The sequence below is a fragment of the Streptomyces sp. TLI_146 genome, assembly GCF_002846415.1.
Taxonomy (GTDB): domain Bacteria; phylum Actinomycetota; class Actinomycetes; order Streptomycetales; family Streptomycetaceae; genus Streptomyces.
Genome location: NZ_PJMX01000001.1, coordinates 7,373,743 through 7,389,160 on the forward strand (window position 1 = coordinate 7,373,743; position 15,418 = coordinate 7,389,160).

A 15,418-nucleotide genomic window follows, 5' to 3' on the forward strand; every position below is an offset into this window, starting at 1 on the left:
CAGATGGCCATGCCGCTTCGCCAGTCCATCAGGGTCGGGACCTATCTTTTTGAACAGAAGCTCCGCAAGCGTGAGAAGTTCCCGCTGATCGTCGAGCTGGAGCCGCTCTTCGCGTGCAATCTGAAGTGCGAGGGCTGCGGCAAGATCCAGCATCCGGCCGGGATCCTGAAGCAGCGTATGCCGGTGGCCCAGGCCGTGGGCGCCGTCCTGGAGTCGGGTGCCCCCATGGTCTCCATCGCGGGCGGCGAGCCCCTGATGCACCCTCAGATCGACGAGATCGTGCGCCAGTTGGTGGCCAGGAAGAAGTACGTCTTCCTCTGCACCAACGCCCTGCTGCTGCGCAAGAAACTGGAGAAGTTCACCCCGTCCCCGTACTTCGCGTTCGCCGTGCACATCGACGGCCTGCGCGAGCGGCACGACGAGTCGGTGGCGAAGGAGGGCGTGTTCGACGAGGCGGTGGCGGCGATCAAGGAGGCCAAGCGCCAGGGCTTCCGGGTCACCACCAACTCCACCTTCTTCAACACCGACACCCCGCAGACGATCATCGAGGTGCTCAACTTCCTCAACGACGACCTCAAGGTCGACGAGATGATGATCTCGCCCGCGTACGCCTACGAGAAGGCGCCCGACCAGGAGCACTTCCTGGGCGTCGAGCAGACCCGCGAGCTGTTCAAGAAGGCGTTCTCCGGGGGCAACCGGCGGCGCTGGCGGCTCAACCACTCGCCGCTCTTCCTGGACTTCCTGGAGGGCAAGGCGGACTTCCCGTGCACGGCCTGGGCGATCCCCAACTACTCGCTCTTCGGCTGGCAGCGGCCCTGCTATCTGATGAGCGACGGGTACGTACCGACGTACCGGGAGCTCGTCGAGGAGACCGACTGGGACAAGTACGGCCGGGGCAAGGACGACCGGTGTGCCAACTGCATGGCGCACTGCGGCTACGAGCCCACCGCCGTCCTCGCGACCATGGGGTCGCTCAAGGAGTCGCTGCGCGCGGTCCGCGAGACCGTGCAGGGAAACCGCGGGTGACGTGATGAGGACCGGAGAGCCCGTCTCCCTGGGCCTCCCCGCGCTGCCGGCCCGGCCGTTGGCGATGCGCCGCCCCTCGCGGCGCATCCAGGTCGGGTCGGTGGCCATCGGCGGGGGAGCGCCCATTTCCGTGCAGTCGATGACGACGACGCGTACGTCGGACATCGGCGCGACCCTTCAGCAGATCGCGGAGCTGACGGCTTCGGGTTGTCAGATCGTGCGGGTGGCGTGTCCGACGCAGGATGATGCGGATGCGCTGGCGACGATTGCGAAGAAGTCGCAGATTCCGGTGATCGCGGATATTCATTTCCAGCCGAAGTATGTGTTCGCGGCGATTGATGCCGGGTGTGCGGCGGTGCGGGTGAATCCGGGGAACATCAAGCAGTTCGATGACAAGGTGAAGGAGATCGCGCGGGCGGCGAAGGACGCGGGGACGCCGATTCGTATCGGTGTGAACGCGGGGTCGCTGGATGCGCGGTTGCTGAAGAAGTACGGGAAGGCGACGCCGGAGGCGTTGGTGGAGTCGGCGCTGTGGGAGGCGTCGCTCTTCGAGGAGCATGATTTCCGGGATATCAAGATCTCGGTGAAGCACAACGATCCGGTGGTGATGGTCGAGGCGTACCGTCAGCTGGCTGCGCAGTGCGAGTACCCGTTGCATCTGGGGGTGACGGAGGCGGGGCCGGCGTTCCAGGGGACGATCAAGTCGGCGGTGGCGTTCGGTGCGCTGTTGAGTCAGGGGATCGGGGACACGATCCGGGTTTCCCTGTCGGCGCCGCCGGCGGAGGAGATCAAGGTGGGGATGCAGATTCTGGAGTCGTTGAATCTGCGTCAGCGGCGGCTGGAGATCGTGTCGTGTCCGTCGTGTGGGCGTGCTCAGGTGGATGTGTACAAGTTGGCTGAGGAGGTCACGGCGGGGCTGGAGGGCATGGAGGTGCCGCTTCGGGTCGCGGTGATGGGGTGTGTCGTGAACGGGCCCGGCGAGGCCCGTGAGGCGGACCTGGGTGTGGCTTCGGGCAACGGCAAGGGGCAGATCTTTGTGAAGGGTGAGGTCATCAAGACCGTGCCCGAGTCGAAGATCGTCGAGACGTTGATCGAGGAGGCGATGAAGATCGCCGACCAGATGGAGGAGGAGGGCGTCGCCTCCGGCGTCCCGAGCGTCACCGCGCGGGGCTGACCGGCACCACCGAGAGCTGAACGGGATCCGAAGGGGGCTCCAGCGTGACGATCTTGGAGAATGTTCGGGGGCCGCACGACCTCAAGGCGCTGGACGGCGCCGAACTCACCACGCTGTCCCAGGAGATCAGGGAGTTCCTGATCCACGCGGTGGCGCGGACCGGGGGCCATCTCGGCCCCAACCTGGGGGTGGTGGAGCTCTCCATCGCCCTCCACCGCACCTTCGACTCGCCGGTCGACCGCATCCTGTGGGACACCGGCCACCAGAGCTACGTACACAAACTGCTCACCGGGCGCCAGGACTTCTCCAAGCTGCGCTCCAAGGGCGGGCTCTCCGGCTACCCCTCGCGCGCCGAGTCCGAGCACGACGTCATCGAGAACTCGCACGCCTCGACCGTGCTCGGCTGGGCCGACGGGCTCGCCAAGGCCAACGAGATCCTGAAGAGCGACGCCCATGTCGTCGCGGTCATCGGCGACGGCGCGCTCACCGGCGGCATGGCCTGGGAGGCGCTGAACAACATCGCCGCCGCCCGGGACCGGCCGCTGATCATCGTCGTCAACGACAACGAGCGCTCGTACGGCCCCACCATCGGCGGCCTCGCCAACCATCTGGCCACCCTGCGCACCACCGACGGCTACGAGCGGTTCCTGGCCTGGGGCAAACAGGTGCTCCAGCAGACGCCGGTGGTGGGGCGGCCGCTGTACGAGTCGCTGCACGGCGCCAAGAAGGGGTTCAAGGACGCGTTCGCGCCGCAGGGGATGTTCGAGGACCTGGGGCTGAAGTACGTGGGGCCCATCGACGGGCACGACATCGAGGCCGTCGAGTCGGCGCTGCGCCGCGCCAAGCGCTTCCACGGCCCCGTCCTCGTGCACTGCCTCACCGAGAAGGGGCGCGGCTACCAGCCCGCCCTGGACGACGAGGCCGACCGCTTCCACGCGGTCGGCGCGATGGACCCGCTGACCTGCGAACCGCTGACGCCGTCCAACGGCCCCTCCTGGACCTCCGTGTTCGGCAAGGAGCTGGCCGCGCTCGGCGAGGAGCGGCCGGACGTCGTGGCGATCACCGCGGCGATGCTCCACCCCACCGGGCTCACCGAGTTCGCCGCGCGCTTCCCCGAGCGGGTCTGGGACGTGGGGATCGCCGAGCAGCACGCGGCCGTCTCGGCGGCCGGACTCGCTACCGGTGGCCTGCACCCCGTGGTCGCCGTCTACGCCACCTTCCTCAACCGCGCCTTCGACCAGGTCCTGATGGACGTGGCCCTGCACAGGTGCGGGGTGACCTTCGTCCTGGACCGGGCCGGGATCACCGGGGTCGACGGCGCCTCGCACAACGGCATGTGGGACCTCTCCGTCCTCCAGGTCGTGCCCGGCCTGCGGATCGCCGCCCCGCGCGACGCGGCCCAGCTGCGGGCCCAGCTGCGCGAGGCGGTCGAGGTCGACGACGCCCCGACGGTGCTGCGCTTCCCCAAGGAGTCGGTCGGCCCCGACATCCCCGCGCTGGAGCGCGTCGGATCCATGGACGTACTGCGCCGCGACGAGGAGGCCGAAGTGCTGCTCGTCGCGGTCGGGGTGCTCGCGCCGGTCTGCCTCCAGGCCGCCGACCTGCTCGCCGGGCGCGGCATCCGGTGCACGGTGGTGGACCCCCGGTGGGTCAAGCCCGTCGACGAGCAGCTGGCGCCGCTGGCCGAGCGGCACGCGCTGGTCGCGGTCGTGGAGGACAACAGCCGTGCCGGAGGCGTCGGCTGGGCCGTCGGGCAGGCGCTGCGGGACGCCGGGGTGGACACCCCCCTGCGCACCTTCGGCATCCCCGCGCAGTTCCTCGCGCACGCCAAACGCGCCGAGGTCCTCGCCGACATCGGACTCACCCCGGTGGAGATCGCGGGACGGATCAGCGCCGCGCTCGCGGCGCGCCAGGACGCCGCCGCGGCGGCCGAGAAGGAGAACGACGGATGACCGACGGCGAACCCAAGGGCTTCGACCTGGCCCGGCTCCTCGCCGAGCGCGGGGCCGAGCGCTACGAGCTGCACACGAAGTACCTCAACCACCAGCTGCCGCGCATGCTGCGCACCATCGGCTTCGACAAGGTCTACGAGCGGGCCGAGGGCGCGTACTTCTGGGACGCGGACGGCCAGGACTACCTGGACATGCTCGCCGGGTTCGGGGTGATGGGCCTGGGCCGCCACCACCCCGTCGTGCGCAAGGCGCTCCACGACGTGCTGGACGCCTCCCTCGCGGACCTCACCCGCTTCGACTGCCAGCCGCTGCCCGGCCTGCTCGCCGAGAAGCTGCTCGCCCACAGCCCGCACCTGGACCGGGTGTTCTTCGGCAACAGCGGTACGGAAGCGGTGGAGACCGCCCTGAAGTTCGCCCGGTACGCCACCGGCCGGCCCAGGGTCCTGTACTGCTCGCACGCCTTCCACGGGCTGACCACCGGCTCGCTCTCGGTCAACGGCGAGTCGGGATTCCGCGACGGCTTCGCCCCGCTGCTGCCCGACACGGCGGTCCCGCTCGGCGATCTCGCCGCCCTGGAGCGGGAGTTGAAGCGTGGCGACGTGGCCGCGCTGATCGTCGAGCCGATCCAGGGCAAGGGCGTCCACGAGGCCCCGCCCGGCTATCTGCTCGCCGCGCAGGAGCTGCTCCACCGGCACAAGGCGCTGCTGATCGCGGACGAGGTGCAGACCGGGCTCGGCAGGACCGGCGACTTCTACGCGTACCAGCACGACGAGGGCGTCGAGCCGGACCTCGTCTGCGTCGCCAAGGCGCTCTCCGGCGGCTATGTGCCGGTCGGCGCCACCCTCGGCAAGGAGTGGATCTTCAAGAAGGTCTACTCGTCGATGGACCGCGTCCTGGTCCACTCCGCCAGCTTCGGCTCCAACGCCCAGGCGATGGCGGCGGGCCTCGCGGTGCTCTCGGTCATGGGGGACGAGGAGGTCGTCGCCAACGCGCGCGTCACCGGCGAGCTCCTGAAGTCCCGGCTGGCCGCGCTGGTCGACCGCTACGAGCTGCTGCACGACGTGCGCGGGCGCGGCCTGATGGTCGGCATCGAGTTCGGCAAGCCGTCCTCGATGCGGCTGCGCGGCCGCTGGACCATGCTCCAGACCGCCCGCAAGGGCCTCTTCGCGCAGATGGTCGTGGTGCCGCTGCTCCAGAAGCACCGCATCCTGACCCAGGTCTCCGGCGACCACCTGGAGGTGATCAAGCTGATCCCGCCGCTGACGATCGGTGAGCGCGAGGTGGACCGGTTCGTGGAGGCGTTCACCGCGGTCATGGAGGATGCGCACGGCGGGGGCGGCCTGATGTGGGACTTCGGGAAGACCCTGGTCAAGCAGGCCGTGGCCAATCGGTAGGGCTTTTTGCCTCTGGGGCAAAAAATTTGCCCCAGAGGCAACCCGCTGACTGAATGGAGTGCATGAGCACTCCCGCCGAAGGCGCCGGGGAGCCGTCCGGCCCCGCGCTCCCCGATGTCGCCCCGCGCCTGCGCGACCTGCGGCGCCGCCGGGGCCTCACCCTGGAGGCCGCCGCCCCGCGGGCCGGTCTCTCACCGGCGCACCTCTCCCGGCTGGAGACGGGCGCCCGCCAGCCCTCGCTGCCTATGCTGCTCGCGCTCGCCCGTACCTACGGTACGACGGTCTCCGAGCTGCTCGGCGAGATGCCGCCCGAGCGCGAGCCCGTCATCCGGGGCGGCCGGGCCGAGCCCGCCGAGGCCGACGGCTGGACCTACCACCGGGCCGGGCACCCCGGCCGCGCCATGCAGGCCCTGCGCGTGGAGGTCCCGTACGGCACCCAGCGCGAGCTCGTCCGCGTCCACCCCGGCGAGGAGTGGCTGTACGTCCTGTCCGGGCGGCTGCGGCTCACCCTCGGTGACGCCGCGCACGAGCTCGACCCCGGCGACAGCGCGCACTTCGACTCGCTGACCCCGCACCGGATCTCCGCCGTCTCGCACGGCGGGGCCGCGTTCCTGTTCGTCCACACCCTGCTCCAGAGCCCCGATCCGCATCCGCACCATCCGCACGGCTGAGAGGTACGACATGTCGCAGAACCAGGGACGGTCCGGCGCGAGCACCCAGGAGACGAAGTTCCCCCGGGGGCTGGTGATCCGCCTCTTCGCGTATCTGATCGCGGGGCACATCTTCGCGGCCTTCCTCTACCTCCTGTTCACGGTGGGGAAGTGAGCGCGCCCCGCGCCCCCGGGGGCGCGGGGCGGTGACACCCGCGGTTACGCCGCGTCCTCCACCAGCCGGTCCCGCAGCCGCTCCCGCGTCTCCTGCGTCAGGCCCAGGCCCTCGGCCAGATACCGGTCCGTGCTGCCCCACGTCTCCTCGATCGTGTCGAACGCCGCGTGCAGATAGGTCGCGCGGGCGTCGAAGAGGGGGTTGAGCAGCTCCACGATCTCCGCGCTCAGCCCGGCCGGGGAGGTGTCGCTGCGGTGCATCTTGTAGCGGCGGTGCGGGTCGTTGGACTTGAGGTAGTCCGCCTCGATGGCGTCCCGCTCGACGCCCACCGCCAGCAGCGACACCGCGATCGACAGGCCCGCGCGGTCCTTGCCCGCCGCGCAGTGCATCAGGGCCGGGACGCTGTCCTCGGCGAGCGCGTGCAGCACCCGGCTGTGCTCGGCCGTGCGCTCACGGATGATCGTCCGGTACGAGTGGGCCATCCGGTCGGCGCCCCGGCCGTCGGAGAGGACAGAACGCAGCTGGTTGATGTCGCCGTCGCGGACCATCTTCCAGAACTCGGCCCCGTCGGCGGGGTCCGTCAGCGGTATGTTCACATTCCGCACCCCCGGCAGGTCCACGTCCGGGCCCTCCAGCTTCTGGTCCGCCGCGTTGCGGAAGTCGAAGATGGTGTGCAGCCCCAGGGTGGCGAGGAAGGCCGCGTCCTGCTCGGTCGCGTGTGCCAGGTGGCCGCTGCGGAAGAGCCGTCCGTGCCGCAGCCGGCGGCCGTCCACGGTCGGCAGTCCGCCCACATCACGGAAGTTGCGCACCCCGGAGAGCTCGGGTTCGGTCGAAGGGACCTGCGGAGTCTGCTGCGTCACGTTGGCTCCTGATGTGGTTCGAAAAAAAGATCACGCCGCCTCGATCCGACGATACGACATGGGTTCCCGGGGCAATCATCTCGACGGCCGGACCGGAAGGCGACCCCCGCGCACCCGTTGCCCTCACGGGTGTGGCACCCCGATGCTGTTGCTGATGTTCGTGCCTGTGCGTACCTGTGCGGAACTGGGGGTCGGGGATGATCGAGACCGCGGACGGCGGACGGGTGTGGCTGCTCTCCGGCCGCACCAGCGGCTATGCGCTGCACCTCACGGACCACGGGGAGCTCCTGCATCTGCACTGGGGCCCGCGCCTGGCCCTCGCCGACGCCGAGGCACTGGCCGCCCAACCCCTGCCGCCCTACCGGCCCTTCGAGTCACCACTGGATGGTCAGGAGGAGTACGTGGTGGAGGGCGGGCCCCGTTTCGCGCGCCCCGCGCTCTCCGTACGCACCCCACAGGCGCGCGGCACCGAATGGACCTTCGAGGACGCCTCGGCCGACGGCGACGAGCTGCGGCTGCGCTTCACCGACGCCCTGCACCGCCTGAGGCTCACCCTGCACTACCGGATGCGCGACGACGCCGACGTCGTCGAGCGCTGGGCGACCGTCGCCCACGAGGGCGCGCCCGGGGACCCGGACCTGGAGCTGCTGCGGGCCGACGCCGCCGTGTGGACGCTGCCGCTGCGCGACGGCTGGCGCCTCAGCCAGCTGCACGGCCGCTGGGCGGCCGAGTCCCGGCTCGTACGGGCGGAGCTCACCCCGGGCGACAAGGTGTTCGGCAGCCGCCGCGGCCACACCGGCCACCAGCACCTGCCCTGGGTCGCCCTGGACGCCGAGGGCGCCGCCACCGAGGAGAGCGGCGAGGTGTACGGGTGCGCGCTCGGCTGGTCCGGGTCCTGGCGCATCGCCGTACAGCACCTGCCGGACGGCCGGGTGCAGATCAGCGGCGGCGCCGGGTACGACGACTCCGGGCTGCTGTCGCTGGCGCCCGGGGCCTCGTACACCACTCCGGTCTTCGCCGGGCTGTGGAGCCCGGACGGCTTCGGCGGGGCCAGCCGGGAGTGGCACGCCTGGCAGCTGGCCCGGGTGATCCCGGACGCCGAGCGGCCGCGGCCGGTGCTCTTCAACTCCTGGGAGGCCACCGGGTTCGCCATCTCGGAGCCGCAGCAGCGGGCCCTCGCGCACCGGGCGGCCGCGCTGGGCGTCGAGCTGTTCGTCGTCGACGACGGCTGGTTCGGGGAGCGCACCCACGACGCGGCCGGGCTCGGCGACTGGACGCCCAACCCCGACCGCTTCCCCGGCGGGCTCAAGCCGCTCGCGGACGAGGTGCACGCGCTGGGCATGCGGTTCGGGATCTGGGTCGAGCCGGAGATGGTCAACCCCGACAGCGCGCTGTACCGGGCGCACCCGGAGTGGGTGCAGCACCAGAGCGGGCGCCGCCGCACCGAGTTCCGCAACCAGCTGGTCCTCAACCTCGCCCGCCCGGACGTGCGGGAACACCTCTGGGAGCAGCTGGACGGCCTGCTGTCGAGCGCGCCCGTCGACTATGTGAAGTGGGACTTCAACCGCTGCTTCACGGACGCGGGGTGGCCCGGCGAGGAGTATCCGCAGAAGCTCTGGCTCGAGCATGTCCAGGCGCTGTACGGCCTGTTGGACCGGCTGCGGGCCGCGCACCCCTCGGTCGACTTCGAGTCCTGCTCGGGCGGCGGCGGCCGGATCGACCTCGGCATCCTCTCCCGTACGGACCAGGTGTGGACCTCCGACAACACCGACCCGCTGGACCGGCTCGCCATCCAGGACGGCTTCAGCCAGCTGCACCCGGCCCGGGTGATGGCCGCCTGGGTCACCGACAGCCCCAACACCCTGCTCAACGGCCGCCGCAGCAGCCTGCGCTTCCGTTTCGTGAGTGCGATGGCCGGGGTGCTCGGTGTCGGCGGGGACCTGACCCGGTGGAACGAGGACGAACTGGCCGAGGCGCGCGGGTGGGTGGAGCTGTACAAGGAGATCCGGCCGGTGGTGCAGCTCGGGGCCCAGTACCGGCTGCGGCCCCCGCGCGGCGGGCTCAGCGCCGTCCAGTACGTACGCGGCGACGACACCGTGGTCCTCGCCCACCTCGGGGCCCAGCACTACGGCGAGCTGCCCCCGGCCGTGCGGCTGCGCGGCCTGGATCCGGCGGCGGCCTATCGGTGCCTGGACACCGGGGCCGTACACAGGGGAGCGGTATTGCTGCACCGGGGTCTGGACACCGGGCTGCGGGGCGATCTTGATGCGGCGGTGTTCCGATTCCGGCGGCTGGACGAGCGCCCGGCGTAGCCCGGCATAGCCCGGCATAAGGAATGCGCGTTCTCGGCGAGGAAAAGGATCTTCCTCGGGACGCACGGGTCAAAACTGGACATAGCGGGGCGATAGATGGTGTGACGGGGTGAATGGGCGGGAACTTTCGTCCGGATTGAGCGATTTGATGGATCCTGTCCATCTCCCCGGCCGCCAAGGGTGGTTGTCCGTGAGGAGCGTCATATCCGTGACGTTCCGTGGTGGCGGACCCGAATGAATTCCCCCGTCCGGCGGGGCCTGTTGGGAATTCCGGTCGACGCAGGGTGACCGCAATTCCCGGCTGAATTCCCGGCCGGGAATGCCGAAGGTGAATGGGCACTTGTCGCGGCCCACCGGGCTCGCTTACGGTCACCGCAATCCGGGTGGACCGCCGAATCCTGCCACCGCTCGGAATCCGCACCCATCCACGCGTGGCAGGAGCGGGGGACCCAGGTAAGCGCCGTCCGGAATTCCGGCACGGCTCGGGGTGAAGCCGGAGCACCGCACACGGTGCCCCGGCCGGGCAGCTCCAGCCCGAACCCGACAGCTCACCTCGCAGGCGCCGGAGAGGAATCCGCCATGCCCGCGAAGGGTAAGCACCGCCGTCCCAAGTCCAGTCCGATATCCCGGGGCATGGTCGCCGCCGGTACGGGCGGCGCCGCGCTCGCCATCCCGCTGCTCGGCGCCACGGGTGCGCACGCCGCGGTGAAGACCGCCGCTCCCGCCACCGCCCCGCAGCAGGCCGCCCGCACCCTCCCCGCCGCCGCGGCCGCCGCCCCGCAGGCCGCGCCCACCACGTACAAGGTCAAGAGCGGCGACTGCCTGTCGCAGATCGCCGAGGACCACCGGCTCGGCGGCTGGCAGCGGCTCTACCAGGACAACCGCGAGGTCGTCGGCTCCGACCCGGCGCTGATCCGCCCGGGCATGAAGCTCGTCCTCGGCGCGAAGTCCCAGGCCGGCGCCGTTTCACACGGCTCCGCCAAGGCGAGCGGCTCGCACGACTCCGGTGCGAAGGCGTCGGCGCCCCACACGTCGAAGGCGTCCGGGACCACCGCCGACACCGCCTCGGCCCCCGCCGCCAAGCAGGGCTCCTCCTCCGGCTTCCGCGCCCCGCTCGACAGCGTGAGCATCGGCACCCCGTACCGCATGGCCGGATCCATGTGGTCCAGCGGCTACCACACGGGCGTCGACTTCGCGGCCGAGACCGGCACCGCGGTCAAGGCCGTCGGCGCGGGCACGGTCGTCTCGGCCGGCTGGGGCGGCGCGTACGGCAACCAGGTCGTCATCCAGCACGCCGACGGCATGTACTCCCAGTACGCCCACCTCTCGCAGCTCTCCGTCTCGGCCGGGCAGACCGTCACCGAGGGGCAGCAGCTCGGGCTCTCCGGCGCCACCGGCAACGTCACCGGCCCGCACCTGCACTTCGAGATCCGCACCACGCCCGACTACGGCTCCGACGTCGACCCGCTCGCCTACCTCCGACAGCAGGGCGCGAGCCTCTGACGGGCGTTGTTCCCGCCGGGAATTGGCGCGTATTCCCGCTGCGGGAAACTGACCGGGTGGCCTATATCACCCACCGTCAACCCCTCCTTACGGTCGCGTAGGTCACACCCGTAAGGGAAAGATATGGTCTCGTGGCAGACGATTCGAGATCATTCAGCAGCGGTACGTTCGGGTCGTACACGGCGCTCGGCGACAGCTTCACGGAAGGCGTCGGCGACCCCGGCCCGGACGGGGCGTTCGTCGGCTGGGCGGACCGGTTCGCCGTGCTACTGGCGGACCAGCGACCGGAGGGGGCCTTTCGCTACGCCAATCTCGCTGTCCGCGGCAGGCTCCTCGACCAGATCGTCGAGGAGCAGGTGCCGCGGGCCAAGGAGCTCGCGCCCGACCTGGTGAGCTTCTGCGCGGGGGGCAACGACATCATCCGGCCGGGCAGTGACCCGGACGACGTGGCCGAGCGCTTCGAGCGCGCCGTGGCCGACCTGAAGAGCGCGATCCCGACGGTCATGGTGACCACCGGGTTCGACACGCGCGGGGTGCCCGTTTTCAAGCATCTGCGGGGCAAGGTCGCCACCTACACCGCGCACGTGCGCTCCATCGCGGACCGCTACGGGTGCCCGGTGCTCGACCTGTGGTCGCTCAAGTCCGTGCAGGACAGGCGGGCGTGGGACGCCGACCGGCTGCATCTGTCGCCGGAGGGGCACACCCGGGTCGCGCTGCGCGCCGCCCAGGTGCTGGGGCTGCCGGTCCCGGCCGACCCGGACCAGGCATGGCCCCCGATGCCGCCGCGCAACACGCTGGACGTGCGGCGCGACGACATCCACTGGGCACGCGAGCACCTGGTGCCGTGGATCGGCCGACGGCTGCGCGGCGAGAGCTCGGGCGACCATGTGGAGCCCAAGCGCCCGGACCTGCTGCCGCTCTGACGGCCCGTCCGGTCCGCTCGTAGCTTCTGACGGACCGTCATACGGGTGGCGCCGCGCGCACGGCTCAGCCGTGCAGCAGCTTGCGTTCCGTCTCCGGGTCGAGGCCGACCCGGGGGCGGTCCGGCCGCTGCGGCGGCTCGCCGCCGATCGACTGGAGCCAGGCCCAGGTGTCGGCGACCGTCTCCTCGACGGGACGGCAGCGCAGCCCCGAGAGCACGGCCTTCCACACGTTCGAGCCGTGCATCGTGGTGTGCAGCTCGCCCGGCGGGATCCACACCGGCAGGTGGTTCCACGGCTCGACCCCGGCGGCCAGGATCGGCTCCGGGTCCGTCCAGCGCAGCTCGGCGCCGCCACCGGTGACCCGCGCGCACGCCTCAAGGAGTGCGCCCATGGTGGTGTGGTCCGGCGGGGAGACCAGGTTGTACGGGCCGCAGAGCCCGAAGTCGGCCGCGCTGACGATCCACTCCGCCAGGTCCCGGGCGTCGATGAACTGGACCGGCAGATCACGCGGCCCCGGCGCGAGCACCTCGCCGCCGCGCGCCATGCGCCCCAGCCACCACGGCAGCCGCCCGATGTTCTCGTACGGGCCGAGGATCAGCCCCGCGCGCACCAGGAGCGAGCGGTCCGGGCCGAACTCCCGCACGGCGGCCAGCTCGCCACCGCGCTTGGCCTGCGGATACGCCACCTCGTCCGCGGCGTCGGGGGAGCCGTCGACCAGCGTCGCGCCCTCGTCGGCCCCGGCCGGGACCGGGTGCTCGTAGACGGACCGGCTGGACACGTACACATACCGGGCGACGCGCCCGTCGGCGAGCAGCCGTGCCGCGTCGCGCACCGCCGAGGGCGCCCCCGACCAGGTGTCCACGACCACGTCCCACCGCCCGTCGGCGAGCGCCGCCAGACCGCCGTCGGCCGTCCGGTCGCCGATCAGCGCCCGCACGCCCGCGGGCGGCTCGTGGCGGCCCCGGTGGAAGACCGTCACCTCGTGCCCGCGCGCCACCGCGGCCTCGGCCACGGCGCGGCCGACGAATTCCGTCCCACCCAGTATCAGCAGCTTCATGGCCGCAACTCTGCCTGCCGCGAAGGCTCCTGAGAACCGTTGCATGCTGAGGGCGAAATCCGGTCGGGCCCGGGCACGTCAGGGGCGGTAGAGCTGGCCGGGCTTGGGGGCGGCGGGGGAGAGCAGCTGGGGCACGGTCACGAAGGTGAAGCCGCGTGCCTTCAGGGCGTCGATGATCCCGGGCACGGCGGGCACGGTCCCGTCGTAGATGTCGTGCAGCAGGATGATGCCGTCGCGGTCGGCCTGGTCGAGGATGCGCTCGGTGATCAGGGCCGAGTCGTTGGTGGAGTAGTCCTTGGCGGTCGCGCTCCACAGGATCTGCGAGAGCCCCAGCTCCTTGCTGACCTTGGTGACGTCCTTGTTCGTACGGCCCTGCGGCGGCCGCATCAGGACCGGCTTGCGGCCGGTCAGCGCGGCCACCGCCTCCTGGGTGCGGTCGAGTTCGGCGCGGATCTCGGCGGGCTTCAGCTTGTCCAGGCGCTCGTGCGACCAGGTGTGGTTGGCGACCTCATGGCCCTCGGCGGCGATGCGGCGCACGGTGGCGGGGTACTTCTCGACGTGGTTCCTGCCGAGCAGGAAGAAGGTGGCGTGCACCTTCTTCTCCTTGAGCGTGTCGAGCAGTTGGGGCGTCTTCGCGCCCGGCCCGGCGTCGAAGGTCAGGGCTATGCACTTGGCCTTGCGGCAGTCCACCCCGGCCGCGGCGCCCGCGTCCGCGCCCGCCGCGGCCTTGCTGTCGAGCGCGTCGCCGCGGGCGGAGCGCGGCGAGACGGCGCCGTCGGAGCAGCCGGTCAGCGTCGCACCGAGCGCGGCGACCGCGACCAGCGCGGCGGCCGCCCGTCCCCGGGCACGGCGGACTTCGGAATTGCTGCTGCGCATGACGCGCCTCCCCTTCGGCCTGGTCCAGAACATGAACCGGACTATACGCGAGGTGTATACACGGGGTGCATAGTGGGGTGGCGTAAGAGGGCAGGAGCGCAAGAGCGCAGGTGGGGCCGGGTGGGCGGGCGGTCCGGCTACTTGCGGCGCGACCCGGCCCGGCCGGAGCCCTTGCGGCGGGAGGCGCCGGGCTCGCGGGAGGGGCCGCCCTTGGGGGCCGAGGGGGAGTCCTTGCGCCCGGACGGCACGGGCGCGGCCGAGGCGCTCCAGTGCGACGGGCGCTCAAGCCCGGCCGGCAGGAGGGTGCCCGCGTCGCCCTTCGCCGCGTTGACCTGCGTCTGGGTGAGGAAGAGGCAGTCGGTGAGGTCCGCGCCCGCGAGGTTCGTGTCGCGGAAGTCCGCGCCGATCACGTCGGCGAGCCGCAGGTCCGCGCCGCCCAGGTCGGCCGCGATGAGGTACGCCCCGCGCAGGTCCGCGCCGCGCAGGTCGGCGCCCTTGAGCCGGGCACCGAACAGGTCGGCGCCCCGGCGGTCCTTCTTCTTGCCGCGGACCTCGGCGCGGACGAGCTCGCTGGTGCGCAGCAGCAGCGTGTTCACCTCGGCGCGGTGCGCCGCCACGTCCAGCGCGAGCAGCGTGTCCACATCGCTGAGGGTCAGCTGCTCGATCTTCTCGTACGCCGCCGCCACCTGCCGGTGGACGGGGCGGGCGGCCGGGCGGGCCCTGGCCTCGGCGAGGTACCAGAGCAGTTCCTGGAGCTGGCGCATCACGGGCAGCGCGGCGAACATCTGCCGTGATCCGTCCGGGGCCTCGCGCCAGTTCCGGCCGACGAAGGTGACCTGGGAGATCTTCTGGCCCGCGCCGAAGCAGTCGTACACCGTGCAGCCCTGGAAGCCCTTGGGGCGCAGCTTGTCGTGGATGCCGCAGCGGAAGTCCTGCCGGAGGTTGGAGCACGGGTCCCCGACGGCCTTGTCGATCGCGAAGTCCGTCGACCGCGAGAACGCCAGCGCGACACAGCACAGGCCGAAGCAGTTCGCGCAGTCGGCCCGCAGCCCGGAGCGGTCGTCCGCCGGACCGGGGGCGGTGGCCTGCCCACGTACGCGGTTCTCGGATGTCTCGGGCAAGGCGGTCGCTCTCCTGCGGTGTCGGTCGGCCCGGGGCGGCTGGGGAGGGGGTCTGCCGCAGGCCCGGTACGGGTGAATATGCAGGTCGAGCCTATCGCCCGAGCCGCGCCGCCCAGGGGCGGCGGCGGGGCTACGCGGCTTCGTCGAGGTCGGCGGTGGTGGCCGCCGCCCACAGCGCGAGCAGCCGCTCGTACTCCTCCGAGGGCCAGCCGCCGTCCGGGTCCGCGCTGTCGACGAGGTCGCGAATCGCCGCGTTGGCGGCTTCGGCGTCCGGCAGTACGGAACCAGGGACGTGGGCGGAAGTGGACATGCGTCCAGCGTAAGCGCACGGTCCGGCAATCCGCCCCGAATAGTCACTGCCAGGTCCATCACACGGTCATCGACCCTTCCCCACA

At 71.4% G+C, this 15,418-nt stretch carries 14 protein-coding genes and 1 riboswitch; of the genes, 9 read left to right on the forward strand and 5 right to left on the reverse strand.

Going from position 1 to position 15,418, the window contains the following annotated elements; translation table 11 throughout:
- The first annotated feature begins 3 nt into the window (after window positions 1-3).
- From hpnH to BX283_RS40825, 6 genes are all read left to right on the forward strand, one after another.
- Window positions 4-1,026 carry an adenosyl-hopene transferase HpnH gene (hpnH, locus tag BX283_RS32780; RefSeq protein WP_101391050.1) on the forward strand — a complete coding sequence of 341 codons (1,023 nt, stop codon included), beginning with the start codon at window positions 4-6 and terminating at the stop codon, window positions 1,024-1,026.
- 4 nt (window positions 1,027-1,030) lie between these two features.
- Entirely contained in the window at window positions 1,031-2,200 is a 1,170-nt protein-coding gene (ispG, locus tag BX283_RS32785; protein WP_101392707.1) for a flavodoxin-dependent (E)-4-hydroxy-3-methylbut-2-enyl-diphosphate synthase, read from the forward strand.
- 44 nt (window positions 2,201-2,244) lie between these two features.
- Complete coding sequence (dxs, locus tag BX283_RS32790; RefSeq protein WP_101391051.1) at window positions 2,245-4,152, forward strand: 1-deoxy-D-xylulose-5-phosphate synthase; 1,908 nt, start codon at window positions 2,245-2,247, stop codon at window positions 4,150-4,152.
- Window positions 4,149-5,546 (forward strand): aspartate aminotransferase family protein, encoded by a 1,398-nt coding sequence (locus tag BX283_RS32795; RefSeq protein WP_101391052.1) that lies wholly within the window; start codon window positions 4,149-4,151, stop codon window positions 5,544-5,546. Before dxs ends, BX283_RS32795 begins: the two co-directional genes overlap by 4 nt.
- A 62-nt stretch (window positions 5,547-5,608) precedes the next feature.
- Window positions 5,609-6,217: a helix-turn-helix domain-containing protein gene (locus BX283_RS32800; protein WP_101391053.1), complete on the forward strand. Its 609-nt coding sequence runs from the start codon at window positions 5,609-5,611 to the stop codon at window positions 6,215-6,217.
- Between the two features lie 10 nt (window positions 6,218-6,227).
- Window positions 6,228-6,371, forward strand: a complete 144-nt coding sequence (locus BX283_RS40825) for a DUF6126 family protein (protein WP_180357314.1) — start codon at window positions 6,228-6,230, stop codon at window positions 6,369-6,371.
- A 44-nt stretch (window positions 6,372-6,415) separates the two neighbouring features.
- On the opposite strand, the gene BX283_RS32805 is transcribed toward BX283_RS40825, so the two are convergent.
- Window positions 6,416-7,231: a tyrosine-protein phosphatase gene (locus tag BX283_RS32805; protein ID WP_101391054.1), complete on the reverse strand. Its 816-nt coding sequence runs from the start codon at window positions 7,229-7,231 to the stop codon at window positions 6,416-6,418.
- 197 nt (window positions 7,232-7,428) lie between these two features.
- Between BX283_RS32805 and BX283_RS32810 the strand changes: the two genes are divergently transcribed.
- The 3 genes from BX283_RS32810 to BX283_RS32820 all read left to right on the forward strand — a co-directional run bounded on the left by BX283_RS32810 (window position 7,429) and on the right by BX283_RS32820 (window position 11,969).
- Window positions 7,429-9,543: an alpha-galactosidase gene (locus BX283_RS32810; protein WP_101391055.1), complete on the forward strand. Its 2,115-nt coding sequence runs from the start codon at window positions 7,429-7,431 to the stop codon at window positions 9,541-9,543.
- Window positions 9,544-9,951: 408 nt separating this feature from the next.
- Window positions 9,952-10,118, forward strand: a riboswitch (cyclic di-AMP (ydaO/yuaA leader).
- Between the two features lie 4 nt (window positions 10,119-10,122).
- On the forward strand, window positions 10,123-11,046 hold the full coding sequence (locus tag BX283_RS32815) for a M23 family metallopeptidase (protein ID WP_101391056.1): 924 nt from the start codon (window positions 10,123-10,125) through the stop codon (window positions 11,044-11,046).
- A gap of 131 nt (window positions 11,047-11,177) precedes the next feature.
- Window positions 11,178-11,969 (forward strand): SGNH/GDSL hydrolase family protein, encoded by a 792-nt coding sequence (locus BX283_RS32820; RefSeq protein ID WP_101391057.1) that lies wholly within the window; start codon window positions 11,178-11,180, stop codon window positions 11,967-11,969.
- A gap of 64 nt (window positions 11,970-12,033) precedes the next feature.
- Here the strand turns inward: BX283_RS32820 and BX283_RS32825 are convergent, their stop codons facing one another.
- The 4 genes from BX283_RS32825 to BX283_RS32840 all read right to left on the reverse strand — a co-directional run bounded on the left by BX283_RS32825 (window position 12,034) and on the right by BX283_RS32840 (window position 15,333).
- Entirely contained in the window at window positions 12,034-13,026 is a 993-nt protein-coding gene (locus tag BX283_RS32825) for an NAD-dependent epimerase/dehydratase family protein (protein WP_180357315.1), read from the reverse strand.
- A 78-nt stretch (window positions 13,027-13,104) separates the two neighbouring features.
- Window positions 13,105-13,902 (reverse strand): polysaccharide deacetylase family protein, encoded by a 798-nt coding sequence (locus BX283_RS32830; protein WP_101391058.1) that lies wholly within the window; start codon window positions 13,900-13,902, stop codon window positions 13,105-13,107.
- A 137-nt stretch (window positions 13,903-14,039) separates the two neighbouring features.
- Window positions 14,040-15,023, reverse strand: coding sequence for a pentapeptide repeat-containing protein (locus BX283_RS32835; RefSeq protein WP_101391059.1), 984 nt, complete (start codon window positions 15,021-15,023; stop codon window positions 14,040-14,042).
- A 130-nt stretch (window positions 15,024-15,153) separates the two neighbouring features.
- A complete protein-coding gene (locus tag BX283_RS32840) occupies window positions 15,154-15,333 on the reverse strand; it encodes a hypothetical protein (protein ID WP_101391060.1) in 180 nt (59 codons plus the stop codon).
- Window positions 15,334-15,418: the final 85 nt, after the last annotated feature.

What these genes read in the sequence shown, in the direction of transcription:
- hpnH (WP_101391050.1), top strand. Translation starts at nt 4, where the DNA reads ATGGCCATGCCGCTTCGCCAGTCCATCAGGGTCGGGACCTATCTTTTT.
- ispG (WP_101392707.1), top strand. Translation starts at nt 1,031, where the DNA reads ATGAGGACCGGAGAGCCCGTCTCCCTGGGCCTCCCCGCGCTGCCGGCC.
- BX283_RS32795 (WP_101391052.1), top strand. Translation starts at nt 4,149, where the DNA reads ATGACCGACGGCGAACCCAAGGGCTTCGACCTGGCCCGGCTCCTCGCC.
- BX283_RS32800 (WP_101391053.1), top strand. Translation starts at nt 5,609, where the DNA reads ATGAGCACTCCCGCCGAAGGCGCCGGGGAGCCGTCCGGCCCCGCGCTC.
- BX283_RS40825 (WP_180357314.1), top strand. Translation starts at nt 6,228, where the DNA reads ATGTCGCAGAACCAGGGACGGTCCGGCGCGAGCACCCAGGAGACGAAG.
- BX283_RS32810 (WP_101391055.1), top strand. Translation starts at nt 7,429, where the DNA reads ATGATCGAGACCGCGGACGGCGGACGGGTGTGGCTGCTCTCCGGCCGC.
- BX283_RS32815 (WP_101391056.1), top strand. Translation starts at nt 10,123, where the DNA reads ATGCCCGCGAAGGGTAAGCACCGCCGTCCCAAGTCCAGTCCGATATCC.
- BX283_RS32825 (WP_180357315.1), bottom strand. Translation starts at nt 13,026, where the DNA reads ATGAAGCTGCTGATACTGGGTGGGACGGAATTCGTCGGCCGCGCCGTG.
- BX283_RS32830 (WP_101391058.1), bottom strand. Translation starts at nt 13,902, where the DNA reads ATGCGCAGCAGCAATTCCGAAGTCCGCCGTGCCCGGGGACGGGCGGCC.
- BX283_RS32840 (WP_101391060.1), bottom strand. Translation starts at nt 15,333, where the DNA reads ATGTCCACTTCCGCCCACGTCCCTGGTTCCGTACTGCCGGACGCCGAA.